The organism is Pedobacter nyackensis (assembly GCF_900176505.1).
In the GTDB taxonomy this organism is placed as follows: Bacteria; Bacteroidota; Bacteroidia; order Sphingobacteriales; family Sphingobacteriaceae; genus Pedobacter; species Pedobacter nyackensis.
Map to the genome: position 1 here is coordinate 669875 of NZ_FWYB01000001.1, position 14518 is coordinate 684392.

At 39.3% G+C, this 14518-nt stretch carries 10 protein-coding genes and 1 tRNA gene; 3 read left to right on the plus strand and 8 right to left on the minus strand.

Annotated elements, in window-relative coordinates; all coding sequences use genetic code 11:
• Positions 1-138: 138 nt before the first annotated feature.
• Positions 139-1056, plus strand: coding sequence for a glycoside hydrolase family 25 protein (locus B9A18_RS02720; protein ID WP_084287122.1), 918 nt, complete (start codon positions 139-141; stop codon positions 1054-1056).
• 12 nt (positions 1057-1068) lie between these two features.
• Here the strand turns inward: B9A18_RS02720 and cls are convergent, their stop codons facing one another.
• On the minus strand, positions 1069-2523 hold the full coding sequence (gene cls, locus B9A18_RS02725) for a cardiolipin synthase (protein WP_084287123.1): 1455 nt from the start codon (positions 2521-2523) through the stop codon (positions 1069-1071).
• A gap of 226 nt (positions 2524-2749) precedes the next feature.
• Here cls and B9A18_RS02730 point away from each other — a divergent pair.
• Positions 2750-2833, plus strand: a tRNA-Leu gene (locus tag B9A18_RS02730).
• Between the two features lie 367 nt (positions 2834-3200).
• Here B9A18_RS02730 and B9A18_RS02735 read toward each other — a convergent pair.
• The 6 genes from B9A18_RS02735 to B9A18_RS02760 all read right to left on the minus strand — a co-directional run bounded on the left by B9A18_RS02735 (position 3201) and on the right by B9A18_RS02760 (position 12968).
• The gene (locus tag B9A18_RS02735; RefSeq protein WP_084287124.1) at positions 3201-4520 is read right to left on the minus strand and encodes a DUF4302 domain-containing protein; all 1320 of its coding nucleotides are present in this window, start codon (positions 4518-4520) and stop codon (positions 3201-3203) included.
• A 5-nt stretch (positions 4521-4525) separates the two neighbouring features.
• A complete protein-coding gene (locus tag B9A18_RS02740) occupies positions 4526-5854 on the minus strand; it encodes a zinc-binding metallopeptidase (RefSeq protein ID WP_084287125.1) in 1329 nt (442 codons plus the stop codon).
• A 45-nt stretch (positions 5855-5899) separates the two neighbouring features.
• Entirely contained in the window at positions 5900-7375 is a 1476-nt protein-coding gene (locus B9A18_RS02745; protein WP_084287126.1) for a RagB/SusD family nutrient uptake outer membrane protein, read from the minus strand.
• A 12-nt stretch (positions 7376-7387) separates the two neighbouring features.
• Entirely contained in the window at positions 7388-10990 is a 3603-nt protein-coding gene (locus tag B9A18_RS02750) for a SusC/RagA family TonB-linked outer membrane protein (RefSeq protein WP_084287127.1), read from the minus strand.
• A gap of 138 nt (positions 10991-11128) precedes the next feature.
• Positions 11129-12277 (minus strand): FecR family protein, encoded by a 1149-nt coding sequence (locus tag B9A18_RS02755; protein ID WP_084287128.1) that lies wholly within the window; start codon positions 12275-12277, stop codon positions 11129-11131.
• Between the two features lie 103 nt (positions 12278-12380).
• A complete protein-coding gene (locus B9A18_RS02760; protein WP_084287129.1) occupies positions 12381-12968 on the minus strand; it encodes an RNA polymerase sigma-70 factor in 588 nt (195 codons plus the stop codon).
• Positions 12969-13202: 234 nt separating this feature from the next.
• On the opposite strand from B9A18_RS02760, the gene B9A18_RS02765 reads away from it, so the two are divergent.
• Positions 13203-13385, plus strand: a complete 183-nt coding sequence (locus tag B9A18_RS02765) for a hypothetical protein (protein WP_084287130.1) — start codon at positions 13203-13205, stop codon at positions 13383-13385.
• A 7-nt stretch (positions 13386-13392) separates the two neighbouring features.
• Here B9A18_RS02765 and B9A18_RS02770 read toward each other — a convergent pair whose 3' ends face one another.
• Positions 13393-14490, minus strand: coding sequence for a mandelate racemase/muconate lactonizing enzyme family protein (locus tag B9A18_RS02770; RefSeq protein ID WP_084287131.1), 1098 nt, complete (start codon positions 14488-14490; stop codon positions 13393-13395).
• Between the last annotated feature and the right edge of the window lie 28 nt (positions 14491-14518).

Genomic DNA, 14518 nt, shown 5'->3' on the forward strand with positions numbered 1-14518 from the left:
GTGTAAGCATGATGCTTTATTTATAAAAACACCAATATTCCTACGCTCCGTGGATTCAGAATAGAATTCGAAGGTTGATCAGGAACATTGGTGTTTTTATTTTGGATGCCTACCCGAAAGGTGTATTTTTGCAGCATCATGCCGCCAGCACCTAGAAAAACAACTACTCCCCGAAAACCTACTTTCCGCCAAACTTATGAGTCAGATGCATCTGGCCGTCCACGCAGAAAAGCTACTCCAAGAAAAAAAGTCGTTAAGAAAAAGCCCTGGCCAGTTTGGCTTAAGTTTTTTATAGCCGCTGTTTTGCTGGTATTACTTTCGCCATTCTATTATGGTTACATCATTAAAGGCTTCAGTTCAACCTGGAGGTGGGTTAGGGATATTGGTGAAGACCCAAATTACCGTACTTACAGCAGCTTTGATATCCGCATTCCAAAAGGTTATAACATTCATGGTATAGATGTTTCTTATTACCAGGGTAAGATAGACTGGAAGCAGGTGAAGGCGATGAAAGAGGACGATGTACAAATTGATTTTGCTTTTATAAAAGCAACTGAAGGTTTGTTTAAGGTGGATCCATATTTTCAGCGTAACTGGCGGGAAGCCCCAAAAGCGGGAGTGATTTGTGGTGCCTATCACTTCTTCCGTCCGCAGAAACCGGGCGAATGGCAAGCCAAATTCTTTTTGCAGACCGTTAATTTTGAGGCGGGAGATTTACCTCCGGTTGTCGATATAGAAGAACTTGATGGCGTTCCTGCATCAAAAATGCGCACTGAATTAGCTCAGTTTTTGAAACATATTGAGAAAAAAACGAGTGTGAAGCCGATTATATATACAGGACTTTCTTTTTATAAAGATTATCTACGCGGTCATTTTGATGAATATCCGTTATGGATTGCTCATTATTATCAGCCTAAATTAAAGATCAGTAAAGAAACCAACTGGCATTTCTGGCAACATTCTGATAAGGCCAAAATATCAGGTATTAATCATGTTGTTGACTTTAATGCTTTTAATGGAGATAGTCTTGCTTTTGATCGTTTGCTGATTAAGTAAGTCTTTTTTTTACTAAAGCAAAGGAGATAGTAATCTCGCTGCTTTCTCTAATAATTGCTTGTATATAGGTCTATTTGCCCATTCTATAGGATCAATTCCTATGGCATCTTTTAGGTCATTGTAAAAAATAGCACTCAATTCACTGGCAATTTCGGTATCATAAACAATTGCATTTACTTCGAAATTCAGGTCGAAGCTTCTGAAATCCATGTTAGCCGTGCCTACCATCGCTACTTTTTTATCGGTAACCATTGTTTTAGCATGTACAAAGCCTCTTTTATATTGGTAAATTTCAACTCCCGCATTGAGTAAATCATTGTAAAATGATCTGGCAGCAGCATTCACCAATTTTGAATCAGACTGGCCGGGAATCAATAACTTTACGGAGATTCCACTTAGCGATGCGATGGTCAGTGCATCTAAAAGGCTCTCTCCGGGAATGAAATAAGGGCTGGTAATAAGAATTTCTTTTGTAGCCAGATTAATGGCCTGAAGGATAGAAAACAGAATAGTAGGCGATTCTGAATCAGGTCCACTTGCTGCAATTTGAACGATTTTATTGTCGGCGGTTACTTGTTGTTCCGACATAGGTGGGAAAAAGATGTTGTCAGGTTGTAATACTTCTTCGGCACAGAAATTCCAGTCGCACAGGAATAGGTACTGCAGGTACAATGCACCTGGTCCGTCAATACGCAAATGTGTATCTCGCCAATACAGCTTATTATTAATCCCATTAATATACCTGTCGCTTACGTTGATCCCTCCAATAAAGGCAGTGAAACCGTCGATAACAATTATTTTCCGGTGATTTCTATAGTTTAGGCGGTTGGCCAATAGAATAAAGTGAACTTTTAGGAATGGATAGGCTTCAACTCCGTTCTCTACAAGCCATGGGACTAGCTTTTTACGGATGTCTCGGCTTCCAAAATCATCATATATAAAACGCACTTTTACACCTTCTTTTGCTTTTGCAATCATTGCTTCGCCCAGTGCTGTACCTATATCATCATCTTCAAATATATAATACTCGATATGGATGTGGTGTTTTGCATTTTGAATGGCCTGGATTACTTCCGGGAACTTGTTCTCTCCGTTTATCAGCAATTTTACGGCATTTTTAGCAGTCAACGGACTCATAGAGTCTTTTAGTACCATAAATGCAAGCTCTTTGTTACCAAGGATTTTTGCGTTGTTTTCCTGAAGTGTCTGAGCTGAATATTGAATGATGTCCTGTTTAAACTTTGCCGCCAGATCGTCGTTTTCGTATAGTTTCTTGCTATACATCTTTCTGTGACGATAATTAATCCCGAAGAAGAAGTAGAAGATCATTCCAAAGAAGGGAACAAATACAGCAAATAGGAGGTAGGCAAGTGTTTTGGTAGTGCTGCGGGTGTCGTAAATAATACGAAGACAAACTAAACCTAAAATTAGGAGATAAGCGATTTCAGCAATCAGCAGCCAGTTCATAAACGTGAATTTACATTAATAGATGTGATGTAAGTTAAGAAATTCAGGTTAATCTTTACAAATGTAATGATGAAACGGTTGCACAAAGTTTTTATAATCAGGCAGTAGGTATTTGGGAAGGATAACGGTGTGAAAAAAATACGCTTAATTCTGCATCTGTTGTTCGAAAAAACGGTCAATAATACTATATTTGCTCGCAAGTAAGGATAATCTGAACTTTATTAATGCCCGGATGGCGAAATTGGTAAACGTTGCGGTCTCAGAAGCCGTTGGAGTACAATCCTTGAGAGTTCGAGTCTCTCTTCGGGCACGAGTAGTGTATTTAACCGTCTAACTATAAATATGTTAGACGGTTTTTTTTTTCAAATTACTGTGTACTTCTCACTGTTTGAAAATGGACAGCTATTCAACCAAAGCTCATCGGTTTTGTATGCTTCCGGTATGGGTCTTGTATGCCTCCGGTATGCCTAGCCTGTTCAGTCGCAGATACTTCGCCCGTCATTCAGTCTTAAGTCGGGGTTGCCTCGGTCAGAATCGAACCAACCCCGTAGTAAGAGTGAGTCATGACCGAAGCAGGAGGCCAGGCATACAAGAGGCATAACTGATGTATAGCGGTACCAGGAACTGCTTTTATCGACCCGACCTCCAGCTATAACCTACAGACAATGAATAAAATATTATTTCAATTCTCCCGTCACATAGAAATTAGGGTCATCAACACTAGTAATACTACCTACCTGGCCTTGAACCGGATCTAATTTATAGTCCAATGTAAATTTATGATCTGCAAATATCTTTGTTAAAGGCAAAACTGCATTTAATATTACAGCAGTTCTTTCTTCGGTATTCACAAATACAAAATCATAGGTTCCGTCAATGGTTTTAGTATAGCTGTAAACAAATTCAGAAACTGTTGGAAGAATACTTCTGAAAGTAGTAACCGTAATCTTCATCTGTTTGGTTTCATCATTGAAAATGAAATTAATATTTCCCAGTCTTCTCGTGTTAAGCGTTAATGAGGTAGACATGGTTGCACGCATGGCTGCAAAGCTTGGCGACCAGGTCTGGAATGGCGTAGAGAATACTGTAATAGATTTAAAACGATCAGTTCCCATTAAAATATGTAATGGAATAATTGGAAGATCGCCTCTTAAGATCTCAATCTGCTTACCCGTGGTCGTTGTTGCAGTAAGCTGGTTTTTGGTTTTATCCCATGCTATGGTTTTAAAAGCAATGTTGTTAAAAACAAGCGGTTTGTTGAAAAACATGCCATTGGTTGTATAGGCAAAAGGCGCCTCAGCTGTTTTTACGATACCATTTTCTACCCAGGTAAAAAACGCTTTTTTAACGGTTAAATCCATGTTCACAGAAAACTGAACTTTGCTGATCTCGTCGTTTCCTTTTATATAAAGGTTTTTGTTGACCGTGAAATAATTCGTCAGGTCGGATACGAGGGTTTTTAGACCTCCTTTAAGGTAAAACTCTTGCTGTTGGGTATTTAGCTTCACTAAAAATAAATCACTTCTTCTCTTTTTTCCGATAAGTTTAACGGTGTCTCCTTTTATACCAGAAAACTCGAATTCAAAATCAGATTTAAAACCTACGCCGGCGGTTCCGCCAACAACGTCCGAATTTGGATCTGCAAGCAGATGCAGGTAGTTATAAGTGTCGAACAATAGCGAAGGGCCCATAACCGCTTTCAGTCTATAGGTACTTATCATTAAATCGGTAGCTGTACCACCATCAATCTCGGCAAGCATTTTTACACGATCCTCGTCATTAAAGTCCATATAAAATCCGTAACCACCACCACCTTCGGTAAACAGGTAAGCTGCCCAGCCATTCTCTGCAGAGGTAAGCGTTTCTTTATAAGTTTTCAGACTTTCCTGTGATCTTAATTCCGGCATTTTTCCGTCGATCATTAAATCTTCGGATCCTTTTTTACAGCTGCTTAATGCCAGTGCTAAACAGAGTATGCTTAATATTTTGGTTTTCATAGTAATTATCTGATAAGTGATCCGTAAAAATAGCTTGAGGTATTAACTGAACCTTTAAAGCCGCCCTTGGTTAAGTGCTCAGGAGATAAAAATGCTGCCGTTGAAGCTTGTTCAATGATATCCAGCAATGGTTTCAACTGAGGTCTGTATTTTGTTCCTTTATCTGTTTCTACTCCGGTAATCGTATTATCCAGCACAAAAGTCACTTTATCTCCTGTAACTGTTACTTTGTAATTGTAAAACCATTCTTCATTTGTACTACCATTTTTGACAGTCATAACCAGGGTTGCAACCGGTTTTCCAATCACCGTACCAAACCTCAGCTCAAACTGATCTGCTAAAGTAAGTGCAGCGCTTGCTGTTTTTACAGCTGTCGCGGCAGAAGTATATGCAGTAGTAAATGCAGCCGATTGATTTTCGTCACCTTTTGCTACGATCATCTTGCTATATGTATTTCTGGCAAGGTTGGCAGCAAACGTTGTGGTTCGACCTGTTTCTCTATCAAAAGCAGCCTTAACTTCTGCCTGCAGCTTCCTGAAATTGATGTTGTAAGCTGTTTTGAAGTAATCCACAACCATTTGTTCCTTTTGTCTTAATCTCGGCTTTCCTAAGTCGCCTGCAGTATTTACATAGGCATCAAACCAATCCTGACCTTCTACTAATAGAAAAGCAATCATTTCCACAAAATCCTCGTTGTCGTTGCTTCTTGAATACCTGGAAACAAACCCAAGTCTTTTGGCTTCATTGGCTGTATTTACGTTGGCAGTCCAGTTTGCTGCATACTCTGGTGATATTCTTGGGAAATCTTCAGGTATTGGCGAATTCTGGTGAAGGATATGACCAAATTCATGATGAATGGTATGCATCATTTGTTCTACATTAGCCGTGTTCGATTTCTGAAAGCTATTGATGATAAAGAGGTTGATTCTTCTACCTGCATCGGCAGTTCCAAGCGTGATGGTACCATCGTTATTGTATTCGGCACTTCCAATTAAAACAATTTGCTTAGGTGTATAAGGTTTAATAAATTCTTTACCCGCCACGGTTAGATAGGGGCTAAGCCAGATAGACTTTACCGTTTCCAGTGCAGGGATAACTTTGCTCTCCAGCGGTGGAACCAGATCCTTGGCCAGGGAAAGCTGATAGCGGTCCCAACGGTACAGAACCTCAATATTGAATGGATCAAGATATTCCTTTTTTAACCATTCGTCTGTTGCTCCTGGTTTAAAGGAATCTATGTTAAAGTTGTCCATATCTGCGTTAAGTGGACCATCTTTTTTGCAAGATGCCAGCCCCAGACACAGAATAGCTATATAGTTTATCAATCGTTTCATTAGAAATATATTTTTGTATTAATATTTATTTTATGTCAGCGTGGTTTAACGTGGATTTTGAGCTACTCCAGAAAGGACAACCTCTTTTGGTAACTGGAACAACCTGCGTGGATCATCTGGAGTCAGTTCAACCGTTTTTTCTTTCCCATTAATATCTAATAGGTTGTGTTTCACAGTCAGTTTGTGTCTTAAAATATCAAACCAACGCATACCTTCGGTAATAAATTCCATTTTCTTAAAATCAAGAATCCCTTTTATCAACACCTCTTTTTCATTCGTGCTTCTGTAAAATCCTTTTAGTTTATCTAAGGTCAAAGCATCAGTTGCAGCATTAAAATTCACAATTCTGGTACTAATAAAGCTGTTAAGGTCTTTTAAAGCCAAATCTGTACTGCCAAGATTCACGTAAGCTTCCGCTCTGTTTAGCAGTGCCTCATCAGTAGTAAAGGCAGGTAGAATGGTATAACCAATACCTGAACTTGCATTTACACTCGAAAGCGAGAAATGTTCTTTCCATTTAGCCATGGTATACTGTGGTGCACCACCAAAGGAGTATAGCTTATGAGCCCATGTTCTGCCGGTAGCATTACTACGGTTAAAAATCTCGTCGGCTAATTTCTGACCAAAGCCAAACCTTTGTGAACCTCTTCTTGCCCACCAGGAAACTGTTTCTATTAACAGCAGGTTAGATTTTTCGGTAGTCTGTGAAAACCTTGCGCGTAAATCCTGTGGGGTTAATGCAAAATATTCTGTACTCCATGGACGCAAGCTGGTCTCTACTATTTCGCCTGTAAAAACATTGCCGGCATGGTTTACAACTTTATTGTAATCGCCTTTGAAAAGATAAAAACGGGTAGCAAAAGCATTTGCTGCGGCGATGTTAAAGTGGTATTTCTGTACTTTGTAAGCTGTGTTTTTGATCAATGGAAGCCCCTCTTCCAAATCACGTTGTATTTGCTCATAAACTGATTTTACTGTTCCTCTGCTGTATTTCTCAAAAACAACAGTTTCGGGAGCAGTAACGTAAGGCACACCTGGAGCATCGTTTGCGCCATTGATGTCATAAGCCGTTGCATATAAAGTTACCAGCATAAAATGCGCATAAGCACGGGCCACTAAAGCCTCACCTCTATAAGGACGCATTTTAGGGTCACTTATGTTTTTGTCGACATAACTAAGTGCCTCATTTGCCGCTGCAATAGCCGTATAGCATGCATTCCAGTAAAAATCCGTAGAACCTTGCGCTCTGTCTTTTACTTCCTGCCACATATAAGGATCTGTGTTGGTAGGGTCTTCAGTACCTTCATTCGGACCTTTGTCTTCTGCACTATCAGAAGCAGGTTCGGTAAAACTGATGTATTCTGCTTTAGGGTAGGCCGATGTTAAAAGTTCAGCTACTTTTTCAACAGAGTTCAATTCCGAGCGCATATCAGGAACTGTGTCCAGGTACTTCTGGCAGCCAGTTGAAGAAAGCGCAATAGTGGTAACCAGTATATATTTTAAGTTTTTGTTTAAGTTCATGTTAATGTATGTTTAGAAACCTAATTTTAATGAGACAGTAAATTGACGTGGAACAGGAAGTGATACTCCACCCGAAGTATAGAACTCAGGATCTTGTCCATTTAAGCGTTTATCCGAATATAATAAGGCAACGTTATTTCCTACAACACTAATTGAAGCGTTGTTTGCGCCAATTTTTCCGGAAACAAGCTTCGGCAGGTTGTAGCTGAGCATAATTTGCTTAAGGCGGACAAAACCACCATCGGCAACTCTTACATCAGTATAATTGTAAACATTATATGGATAATCAGAACCCAGATTACTGTTTACAAATTTATCCGCAATACCGGGAATATTGGTTCTAAGTTCATCTCCTGGTTGCATCCATCTGCCAACAAAATCGTTGGACATAGAAGAAAGGTCGTTGTAGCCAGCTGAGAAGGAAGGATTTAACCTGATTTTATTACCAGCGCTAAAGGTTAATAAAGCACTTAAAGAGAAGTTTTTATAAGAGAAAGTATTGAAAAAACCTCCATTCATCAGGGGGTCTGTAGGACCTTCGTATTTCAGGTGAGCAATATTATCATCCTGTAAATAAACATTGGTTACATGACGTTCGCCATTTACCCCAACAAACGTAGGAATACCTGTTTGTGGATTCAATCCATCAAATTGAACTGAGAACAATCCTCTTTGTGGATAACCTTCCAATGCATCACCACCGGCAGATATCAGATTCCAAACCAATGGAACGCTTTCCAGTTTGGTTATTTTACCTTTATGATAGCCAAAATTTAACTGCGAGCGCCATTTTATACCAGTTCCATTTAAAATTTGGCCTGCGGTGGTCACCTCAATACCTTGAGATTTCATGTCGGCATAGTTCGCATATTTTATAAACTGACCACCGATACCTGATGTCCTTACTGCACCAATCAGATCGTAGCCATTTCTTTTATATAGATCAACCGTAAGGCTTAAACGATCTTTTAAAAAACCTAAATCAAAGCCGATATTGGTTTCTAGTTGTTTCTCCCAGGTAAGCTCTGAGTTTTTAAGTCCACCAATGACCAATGCAGTTTCAATATCACTTAAAAATGGTCTTTTTGTGCTTTGGTTATTAAGAATTAAACTTGCGTTTGTTGCAGGCCCCATACTGGCAGTTAGTCCGTAAGTACCTCTTAAAGTCGCTCTGCTCAATACATTTTGCCTTTCAAAGAAGTCTTCGCTGTCCATATTCCATGCACCACTGATGTTCCATGTTGGTAACCATCTGGCTGTAGTGGTTCCACCAAGTAAATTGGATCCGTCATACCTCATGGTCCCATTTACGCTATACTTGCCTTTATAAGAGTAGGCCACTCTACCTAAATAAGAAAGGTATCTTTCTTTTAGGGTATTCATGCTGTAATAGAAAAAGTTACTCTCTACACTTTTCTTAAAATAGTCGGGGTCGATAAAAGGTACACCACCACGGTCGTACTGATAACCTACTCCATCAAAAGCGCGACGCTGTCTATCCGTGAAACGCATTTCGGTAGATAAGAATGCATTTAGCAAATGATCACCGTTGTATTCTTTGTTCCACTCCAAAGAGTTTCTCATGTAATAATTTTCCATGTTGTCGCTGTTCACATTGTAAAAGCCTCCTGCTGGTAAAATTACTCTAGGCAAAGCATTTGGGTTATCGGGATCCTTATAAAGGAATTTATTGTTACTGATCACATACGAATCCCCTGCTGCTCTGTAGGCCATTGGCATATTCGAATTGTCGTTAATGCGGTGCTCATTATCACTTTTTACATAGCGGTAAGCGGCGTCAAAGGAGTATTTTAAGCCATTAATGATTTTATACTTTAAACCACCCTGAATTTTAAAATCCAACATTTTAAGCTGCGTGGTGTTGTTTTCAAGCTCATGGAGAATGTTGAAAGGGGCAAAGTTTTGTACAAAGAATTCTCTATTTCCCTGCTCGTCGAAAGCGGTAAGCGTACGACTGGTGTTTAGGGCATAAGTGAATGGGTTAATGTCAAATTCTCTGGTAAACTGACCACTAACGGCACTGCTTCTTCTTCCAAGAGAACCTGGCGTAAACTGGTTACGGATCGATCCCTGGGTAATCAGCTCAATGCTTAGCTTGTTAGATAGGTCGAAGTTACCTCTTACGTTTCCTGTAAATCTGTCTACACTGTTTCCAACGGTCCAGCCATTATCGCCTAAATAACTTGTAGATATATAGAATTTAGATTTATCTGTTCCGCTGGTTACACTTAACGCATGCTCCTGCATAAATGAATTTTTAAACAACAGGTCAAACCAATCGGTATTTGAATTGGCATATCTCCGTAAAAATTCTTTTCTGCTGGGTGCATCATTTCTTAAATTGAACTGATCTGTAGTCGCATCATATTGGTACATTTCATTGTACATTTTGTAAAATACACCACCACTCGCACCTCTCGAAACCTCTGAATGGTTTAACCAGCCTTTGTTCATCATTTCTGCAAATACCGACATTTGATTAGCAGAGTTCATGATATCATACTCACCATAAGAAGGCTTAAGGTAGGTAGTGAAGTTACCTGTATAAGAAAGTACGGGCTTGCCATCTGTTTTTTTACCCTTTTTAGTCGTAACAACAATTACCCCATTCATGGCGCGGGCGCCGTACATTGCTGTTGCGGACGCATCTTTTAATATTTCGAAACTTTCGATGTCATCCGGATTCAGTCCGGCAACAGAAGATCCTACTAGTGTACTTGGGTCACCGGTAGACAGCTGTTCATTGGAAATGTTTACTACGTCTTCTAATATAATACCGTCTACCACCCATAACGGTTTATTTTCGCCATTGATGGAAGTTGCACCTCTGACCCTGATTTTTGGAGCGGCTCCAAAAGTACCTGAAACATTTTGTACCGAAACACCGGCAACCTGACCTTCCAGCATCCTGCTTACATCCGGAACACCCGCACGCTGTGCATCTGCCGCTTTAATTTTGGTAGATGCCCCTGTGAAAAGTCTTTTATTCAGGTCCTGGTATCCCGTCATTACAATGTTCACTTCGTTAAGATTGCTGGTTTGTAAAGTCATTCTAATTACTTTCAAATCCCTGGCAGCCTTGATTTCCTTCACTTCAAAACCAATATATGAGACCACCAAAGTCGCGTTCTCCTCTACATTGGTTAATACGAAATCACCACTGGCATTTGTTTTTGTTACCTGGGATGAACCTTTTACGGCAATTGTAGCGCCGGCTAAGCCTTCACTGTTTTCATTTACTACTTTTCCTTTAACATCAATTGTAGCGAAACGATTAATTACACGATCAATAAAGGAGGTTTCCTTCTCTTTAATTACAACCGTGTTTTTCTCTATCGTGTAGTTTAAGTTTTTTCCTTTTAACAATTCATCCATCACTTTATCCAGTGGGGTGTTGTTGAATTTTACATCCAGGCGTTCTGTGCTTTTAATCTTCTTCGAAATCAACAATACGTCATAGCTTGTTTGTTTTCTGATTTCTCTGAATACTTCATCAAAAGATGCTTTGTTTTTGTTCATGGTTAGCTTCTGGGCGAAGGAAGCCGCACTAACCTGGAGCAGTGTGGTAATTAATAGAAAAGCTGTTAGCCTCATAATTAATAGTGATTTGTGTATGCAGCGCGATTGCCTGCATAAAATTTTGGTATAAATTTTATACATTTTTAATCTGTTAATTCGTAATAATTTTTGTGGGTGGTTGGTGTTTTGGTTTCTATTCTGGCATTATCTATTTCACTTTTTCAATACGATGATTTTATTCACTTCTATTTCAAACTTTACTGCTTCTGTAAGTTCTAAAAGGTTTAATACATCGGCTATGTTGCTAAAACGGCTCAATGAACCGTAAACATTTTTATTCTTAATGGTTTGCTCTTTGTACTCAATCTTGACATTATACCAGCGGGCAATTTTATTCATGGCCTGTTCAAGTGTTTCGTTGTTGAATCTGAAGTAACCATTTTTCCAGGCTATTGCATCTTCAGCTTTTACCTGATCGACATAGATTCTATTGGCTTTTATGTAAGCTTGTTCACCGGGCTTAATGATTGTGCCTGTCTCATTTTTATTTGATGAAAAGCCAATCTGTACGGATCCCTCTAACAAAGTTGTTTTGGTGTTTCCGTCGTCTTTATAAGAATTTACATTGAAATGGGTACCCAAAACTTTTATTTCCTGATCGGCTGTACGAACTATAAAAGGATGTGAACTGTCTTTCGCTACCTCAAAGTATGCTTCTCCATTTAGCTCAACTTTTCGCTCATCAAGTGTGGCGAAAGATGCCGGGTAGCTGATAGAAGAAGCTGCGTTAAGATATACGATGGTATGATCGGGTAGGGTAATGGTATAGGTTTCGCCGTTGGTGGTAGATAGGGTATTTATTTTGTCTTTTGCCGAAGCTACTGCCTTTGTTTCATAGAGGATCTGTCCGTCTTTGGTCTTGGTGATCCGAACTCCGGCTTCATTAGCTAACTCACCTTTGGTAGCGGCATCTAATCTGATTTTGCGTCCATCAGCTAAAGTGAGGATTGCTCCGTTACCGCCTGGCTTTATGTTTTCCAGGTAAGCAATTTCCCTCTTCTTATCGGCTTGTTGAGCTGTGTAATAAAACAAACTTAGTCCAACAACTAATGCAAATGATGCTGCAACAGCAATGCGCGGCCAGATTTTAATAGTGCGAGGCTTTGGAATCTGCAGGTTCGCTTCGGTTGTTATATTTTTAAATATGCGCTCAGCCAGGGCCTCCTGACTTTTATCAGAAGTTACATTTTGCTCAAAATTTTCGTAAGTAGCATACCATTCGTTAAATTCATCCATTTCCTGTTCGGAGATAGTTCCTTTAACGATTTTATCGGAAAGCATATTTATTTTATGTTCGTCCATTTTTAGGGCAGTTTAGAACATAGTCCCACGAGTAGTGCTATACCCTACCTTTTATTTTTAAATTTTTAGATTTTTTTGAATAGTGTTTCGGAGAATGGGGGATTTAATTGAGGAATAGTATAAATATCAGAGATAAGCCCAGTTTGGTTCTCAAAACTTTAAGGGCTTGCGTTACATGTTTTTCTACTGCTTTTTCAGAGATACCCAATTCAGCTGCAATCTTTCTATTGGTGTAATTTTCATCTCTGCTCATGTTAAAAACCAGTTTACATTTGGGCGGTAAAGTGTCTATGATTTTACTTAAGCGGTTCTGTAGTTCTTCTAAATCATATTGGTTCCAGTCGTAGTTTTGGTTTTGGAAATTCTCCAATTCAGCTTCAGTTCCAAGTTGTTGTTCAATAATAGACCTTCTAAAACGTTTAGCTCTTCTTTTAATCACCTGAAATTTTATAGCTATAGCGAGATAATTCTCGAAATTGACTTTAAGCTGAAAGGTTTCTCTGTTTTTCCAAAGATTTAAAAAGATATCCTGAACGGCTTCTTCAGCTTCGGCAGGATCATTTAAACGTTTCGAGGCAACAAAGTAAAGTTTACTCCAAAAGCGGTCGTAGATAATTTTAAACACGGTTTCATCCCCATGCCTTAAAAGGTCTGCCAGTTCCTGATCAGAAAGTGTAACATAGCTTGCCATTTTTATCCCTAAAAATGCAAGTTTACAGAAATTTAATAGTTTTTTAAAACGAGGATCAATCTTATACTCAACATTTTGTTATAGTTATATGTTATTCATTTTGAAATGCGGCAGGCATAAATTGTGCTGTATTGTGAAAAATCTATGTCTTATTAAGGCTAAGATTTGTATCATTGACAAAAAAAAATGGCAAGGCTGATTTATGGATAGCCATTTTTTGTAAAAACACAGACCATGATTAGACTGAATAGTGAAACCCCGTCATCCGTATTGCAAGAGGTAAAGAAAGGAGATCTGGTAACGGATACTTTTAGTAAGACCGGGCTGGTTGAAAGTATTGAAACTTCTGATGATGGTTTATACAGGATTTATACCTTTCATTTGGTGACTGGTCGTACGATTATCATTAAACGATAGGATTAACTTAAACCACCCATTTATCACATTTCGCTAAAAACAACGGGTCTGCATCCGCCCCGATTCCAGGTGTATCAGGAACATCCAGGAAATAGCCATTATAAGTCGGCCCACCTATAACCGGGTCAACCAGATGGCCTAATAAGCAGGTGTCCAGGTCAAAGAATATAATATTGGGACAGGATAACGCGAAATGAAGATTGGCACTTACGGCAATCCGGCTTTCCAGCATACCGCCAATCATACATTTAGTGCCTGTTTGTAAAGCAATTTCATGAATTTTCTGCGCCTCCAGAATTCCTCCTGATTTGGAGAATTTGATATTCAGGTACTCGCAGGATTTACTATTGATCAGTTTCCTGGCGTCATGGTGGTTATAACAACTCTCATCCGCCATGATCTTAATTGTTGAATTTAATTGCAACTCGGGAAGGTAGTCGTCGTACCAGGTACGCATGGGCTGCTCACAGAATTGGATGTTATAAGCTGCGAGCTCACCAAGTACAAAAAGAGCATCGTCAAAGCTCCATCCCTGGTTAGCATCCAATCGTAAAATTATATCCCCGCCAATTGCTGCTCTGATCTGTTTTACCCGTTCAATATCGCTATGTATTTCTTTACCCAGTTTTATTTTTATAATCCTGCAGCCCATGTTTTTGTATTTCAAGGCTAAAGCAGCCATGTTTTCCGGACTGCCAATACCAATCGTCATGTCGGTTTCAACAGTACGCTTTTGTCCCCCTAAAAACTTGTACAGGGGCAATCCTGCATGCTTTGCCGAAATGTCGAACAAGGCCATGTCAAAAGCACTCTTAATCGTGCTATTGTGCGCAGCATAGCCCAACAGGTCGTTCATCCTTTCTGGAATATCCAATGGATCTCTATGTTGCAGTATAGTCGCGAAATCTTTAGCCATGGCTAAACATGTTTCCTGGCTTTCACCAACAATCATTGGAAATGCAGAGCATTCGCCCACGCCATAAATTCCCGTATCTGTATATATTCTTATCAACACATTTTGTGCAAAATGCATTGTTCCTGTAGCAATCACAAATGGTTCAATCGGAATGCTAAAACGGTAAATCTCAGTATGGGTAATTTTCATAGTCTGGCATTTTTATCTAAAATAGAAA